Source organism: Arthrobacter sp. ISL-72 (genome assembly GCF_018613755.1).
GTDB lineage: Bacteria > Actinomycetota > Actinomycetes > Actinomycetales > Micrococcaceae > Arthrobacter.
Map to the genome: position 1 here is coordinate 1 of NZ_JAGGPP010000037.1, position 5,458 is coordinate 5,458.

At 55.4% G+C, this 5,458-nt stretch carries 2 rRNA genes; both read right to left on the reverse strand.

Annotated features, from left to right (window positions below):
* Positions 1-171: 171 nt before the first annotated feature.
* Positions 172-3,297: ribosomal RNA gene (locus J7I92_RS22185) — 23S ribosomal RNA — on the reverse strand.
* Positions 3,298-3,850: 553 nt separating this feature from the next.
* Positions 3,851-5,378 (reverse strand): 16S ribosomal RNA (locus J7I92_RS22190).
* Together the 16S and 23S rRNA genes form the textbook arrangement of a ribosomal RNA operon.
* Positions 5,379-5,458: the final 80 nt, after the last annotated feature.

The following is a 5,458-nucleotide window of genomic DNA, read 5'->3' on the forward strand; positions in this document are numbered from 1 at the left end:
TTGTGGTTACAACATTGTGGTGTTGTATTCAGTTATGGTTTTGGTTCCGTGCAACGCGCCCGGGAACGGGTTTGTTGGTTGGGAACCACATAGTGGACGCAAGCAGTCTTGTTTCTTTTACCCTTCCCCGGGTGTGAACAGCTTTTGAATCCCGTTCACGGGGAAGAGTGTGTGGTGTAAGTTATCGGCCTATTAGTACCGGTCAGCTTCACGAGTCGTTAGTCCTCGCTTCCACATCCGGCCTATCAACCCAGTGGTCTGGCTGGGGGCCTCTCACACACAAGGTGTATGGAAATCTCATCTCGAAGCGAGCTTCCCGCTTAGATGCTTTCAGCGGTTATCCCATCCGAACGTAGCTAATCAGCGGTGCACTTGGCAGTACAACTGACACACCAGAGGTTCGTCCGTCCCGGTCCTCTCGTACTAAGGACAGCCCTTCTCAAATTTCCTGCGCGCGCAGCGGATAGGGACCGAACTGTCTCACGACGTTCTAAACCCAGCTCGCGTACCGCTTTAATGGGCGAACAGCCCAACCCTTGGGACCTACTCCAGCCCCAGGATGCGACGAGCCGACATCGAGGTGCCAAACCATGCCGTCGATATGGACTCTTGGGCAAGATCAGCCTGTTATCCCCGAGGTACCTTTTATCCGTTGAGCGACGGCCATTCCACAATGTACCGCCGGATCACTAGTCCCGACTTTCGTCCCTGCTCGAGATGTCTCTCTCACAGTCAAGCTCCCTTGTGCACTTACACTCGACACCTGATTGCCAACCAGGCTGAGGGAACCTTTGGGCGCCTCCGTTACTTTTTAGGAGGCAACCGCCCCAGTTAAACTACCCATCAGGCACTGTCCCTGACCCGGATTACGGGCCGAAGTTAGATGTCCAAAGTGACCAGAGTGGTATTTCAACGATGACTCCACCCGAACTGGCGTCCGGGCTTCAACGTCTCCCACCTATCCTACACAAGCCACTCCGAACACCAATACCAAACTATAGTAAAGGTCTCGGGGTCTTTCCGTCCTGCTGCGCGTAACGAGCATCTTTACTCGTACTGCAATTTCGCCGAGTTTATGGTTGAGACAGCGGGGAAGTCGTTACTCCATTCGTGCAGGTCGGAACTTACCCGACAAGGAATTTCGCTACCTTAGGATGGTTATAGTTACCACCGCCGTTTACTGGGGCTTAAATTCTCAGCTTCGCCGTGAGGCTAACCGGTCCTCTTAACCTTCCAGCACCGGGCAGGAGTCAGTCCGTATACATCGTCTTGCGACTTCGCACGGACCTGTGTTTTTAGTAAACAGTCGCTTCCCCCTGGTCTCTGCGGCCCCGATCCCCTCCCACCAGCAAGTGGTGTTCAAGGTTGGGGCCCCCCTTCTCCCGAAGTTACGGGGGCATTTTGCCGAGTTCCTTAACCATAATTCTCTCGATCGCCTTAGTATTCTCTACCTGATCACCTGTGTCGGTTTGGGGTACGGGCGGCTAAAACCTCGCGTCGATGCTTTTCTAGGCAGCATAGGATCACCGAATCCCCCCATACGGGGGTCCCGTCAGGTCTCAGGCATCATGAACAGCGGATTTGCCTACCGTTCGCCCTACATCCTTGGACCGGGACAACCATCGCCCGGCTCGGCTACCTTCCTGCGTCACACCTGTTAATACGCTTACCTCCCAGGATCAGGTCCCGCGCTCCACCAAAACCCTTCACCCACAAGGGGTGTCGGGCAGGTTTCGGGCGGTTAGTATCCCCTGCTTGGCATGGGCGGTTTTTCGCCGGTACGGGAATATCAACCCGTTGTCCATCGACTACGCCTGTCGGCCTCGCCTTAGGTCCCGACTTACCCAGGGCAGATTAGCTTGACCCTGGAACCCTTGATCATTCGGCGGACGGGTTTCTCACCCGTCTTTCGCTACTCATGCCTGCATTCTCACTCGTGTAGGCTCCACCGCTGGTTTACACCGCGACTTCACTGCCCACACGACGCTCCCCTACCCATCCACACTCCTGAACCACAAAGGCTTGGATAATATGTGAATGCCACAACTTCGGCGGTGTACTTGAGCCCCGCTACATTGTCGGCGCGGAATCACTTGACCAGTGAGCTATTACGCACTCTTTTAAGGATGGCTGCTTCTAAGCCAACCTCCTGGTTGTCTTCGCAACTCCACATCCTTTCCCACTTAGCACACGCTTAGGGGCCTTAGTTGGTGGTCTGGGCTGTTTCCCTCTCGACTATGAAGCTTATCCCCCACAGTCTCACTGCTGCGCTCTCACTTACCGGCATTCGGAGTTTGGCTGACGTCAGTAACCTTGTAGGGCCCATTAGCCATCCAGTAGCTCTACCTCCGGTAAGAAACACGCAACGCTGCACCTAAATGCATTTCGGGGAGAACCAGCTATCACGAAGTTTGATTGGCCTTTCACCCCTACCCACAGCTCATCCCCTCCATTTTCAACTGAAGTGGGTTCGGTCCTCCACGACGTCTTACCGTCGCTTCAACCTGGCCATGGGTAGATCACTTCGCTTCGGGTCTAGATCACGCCACTGCAACGCCCTATTCAGACTCGCTTTCGCTACGGCTGCCCCACACGGGTTAACCTCGCGACGTAACACTAACTCGCAGGCTCATTCTTCAAAAGGCACGCCGTCACCAGAATCAGACTGGCTCCGACGGATTGTAAGCACACGGTTTCAGGTACTGTTTCACTCCCCTCCCGGGGTACTTTTCACCTTTCCCTCACGGTACTGGTCCGCTATCGGTCATTAGGGAGTATTTAGGCTTATCAGGTGGTCCTGACAGATTCACACGGGATTTCTCGGGCCCCGTGCTACTTGGGATACCTCCCGGGCGGTGCACAACATTACGGTTACGGGGCTCACACCCTCTCTGGCCGGCCTTTCAAGACCGTTCACCTATGCCTGCACTTCACACCCCACCACCCCGGCAGAGATGGTATGGAAAGTCCCACAACCCCGACCATGCAACGCCCGCCGGCTATCACACATGGAACGGTTTAGCCTGATCCGCGTTCGCTCGCCACTACTAACGGAATCACTATTGTTTTCTCTTCCTGCGGGTACTGAGATGTTTCACTTCCCCGCGTTCCCTCCACGCACCCTATGTGTTCAGATGCGGGTCACCAGGCAACTCGCGTCCCTGGCGGGGTTTCCCCATTCGGACACCCTGGGATCACAGTCCGGTTATCGACTCCCCCAGGCTTATCGCAGATTCCTACGTCCTTCTTCGGCTCCTAATGCCAAGGCATCCACCGTGTGCTCTTAAAAACTTGACCACAAAAGATCAAAAAACATTTTTTCGAGAGAACCACGAAAACCAACCACACCCAACAACCACCACCCCGAAGGACAGCCATCATCACGCGCAGCCAGATCCAGGTTCATATTCTTGGAAATTGCTTCTTATAAAAGATGCTCGCGTCCACTATGTAGTTCTCAAACAACAACCCCGTACCACACACCCCACACACACAACCCGCAAAGGCCGATACATGCATGATCGCTGCAGCCAGGAAACCAGAAACACACAAAACCCACACCACCCGGCCATCCCCCGAAGGAAACCACCCGGCGCCATGGTCCTGTTGCCTCAGGACCCAACAGTGTGCCAAACACTAAACCAACACCCCTCCCCCCGGGACCGTTCCAGGACACCTCCACAAGTGAAGAGCATCCGTACTGGGTCAGGGAAAAAACTGCCGGCCGCTATTTGTTGATATTCCACCCGTGAGCACCCGCCGCAGAACTTGCGTCTGCGCAACGGGCGTACTCCTGACAACCCCTCCACACTCACATACATGAGGCAAGACGGTTGTAGGTGCTCCTTAGAAAGGAGGTGATCCAGCCGCACCTTCCGGTACGGCTACCTTGTTACGACTTAGTCCCAATCGCCAGTCCCACCTTCGACAGCTCCCTCCCCGTAAAGGGGTTAGGCCACCGGCTTCGGGTGTTACCAACTTTCGTGACTTGACGGGCGGTGTGTACAAGGCCCGGGAACGTATTCACCGCAGCGTTGCTGATCTGCGATTACTAGCGACTCCGACTTCATGGGGTCGAGTTGCAGACCCCAATCCGAACTGAGACCGGCTTTTTGGGATTAGCTCCACCTCACAGTATCGCAACCCTTTGTACCGGCCATTGTAGCATGCGTGAAGCCCAAGACATAAGGGGCATGATGATTTGACGTCGTCCCCACCTTCCTCCGAGTTGACCCCGGCAGTCTCCCATGAGTCCCCGCCATTACGCGCTGGCAACATGGAACGAGGGTTGCGCTCGTTGCGGGACTTAACCCAACATCTCACGACACGAGCTGACGACAACCATGCACCACCTGTGAACCGGCCCCAAAGGGGAAGGACTGTTTCCAGCCCGGTCCGGCCCATGTCAAGCCTTGGTAAGGTTCTTCGCGTTGCATCGAATTAATCCGCATGCTCCGCCGCTTGTGCGGGCCCCCGTCAATTCCTTTGAGTTTTAGCCTTGCGGCCGTACTCCCCAGGCGGGGCACTTAATGCGTTAGCTACGGCGCGGAAAACGTGGAATGTCCCCCACACCTAGTGCCCAACGTTTACGGCATGGACTACCAGGGTATCTAATCCTGTTCGCTCCCCATGCTTTCGCTCCTCAGCGTCAGTTAATGCCCAGAGACCTGCCTTCGCCATCGGTGTTCCTCCTGATATCTGCGCATTTCACCGCTACACCAGGAATTCCAGTCTCCCCTACATCACTCTAGTCTGCCCGTACCCACCGCAGATCCGGAGTTGAGCCCCGGACTTTCACGGCAGACGCGACAAACCGCCTACGAGCTCTTTACGCCCAATAATTCCGGATAACGCTTGCGCCCTACGTATTACCGCGGCTGCTGGCACGTAGTTAGCCGGCGCTTCTTCTGCAGGTACCGTCACTTTCGCTTCTTCCCTACTGAAAGAGGTTTACAACCCGAAGGCCGTCATCCCTCACGCGGCGTCGCTGCATCAGGCTTGCGCCCATTGTGCAATATTCCCCACTGCTGCCTCCCGTAGGAGTCTGGGCCGTGTCTCAGTCCCAGTGTGGCCGGTCACCCTCTCAGGCCGGCTACCCGTCGTCGCCTTGGTGAGCCATTACCTCACCAACAAGCTGATAGGCCGCGAGTCCATCCAAAACCACAAAAAGCTTTCCACCCCCCACCATGCGATGAGGAGTCATATCCGGTATTAGACCCAGTTTCCCAGGCTTATCCCAGAGTTAAGGGCAGGTTACTCACGTGTTACTCACCCGTTCGCCACTAATCCCCCCAGCAAGCTGGGGATCATCGTTCGACTTGCATGTGTTAAGCACGCCGCCAGCGTTCATCCTGAGCCAGGATCAAACTCTCCGTTGAAGTAAAACAGACACAACCACCGAACCCGGGAAAACGGGAACAAACGGCTGCACAAAATTTGAAACCAGCTGAAAAACAAC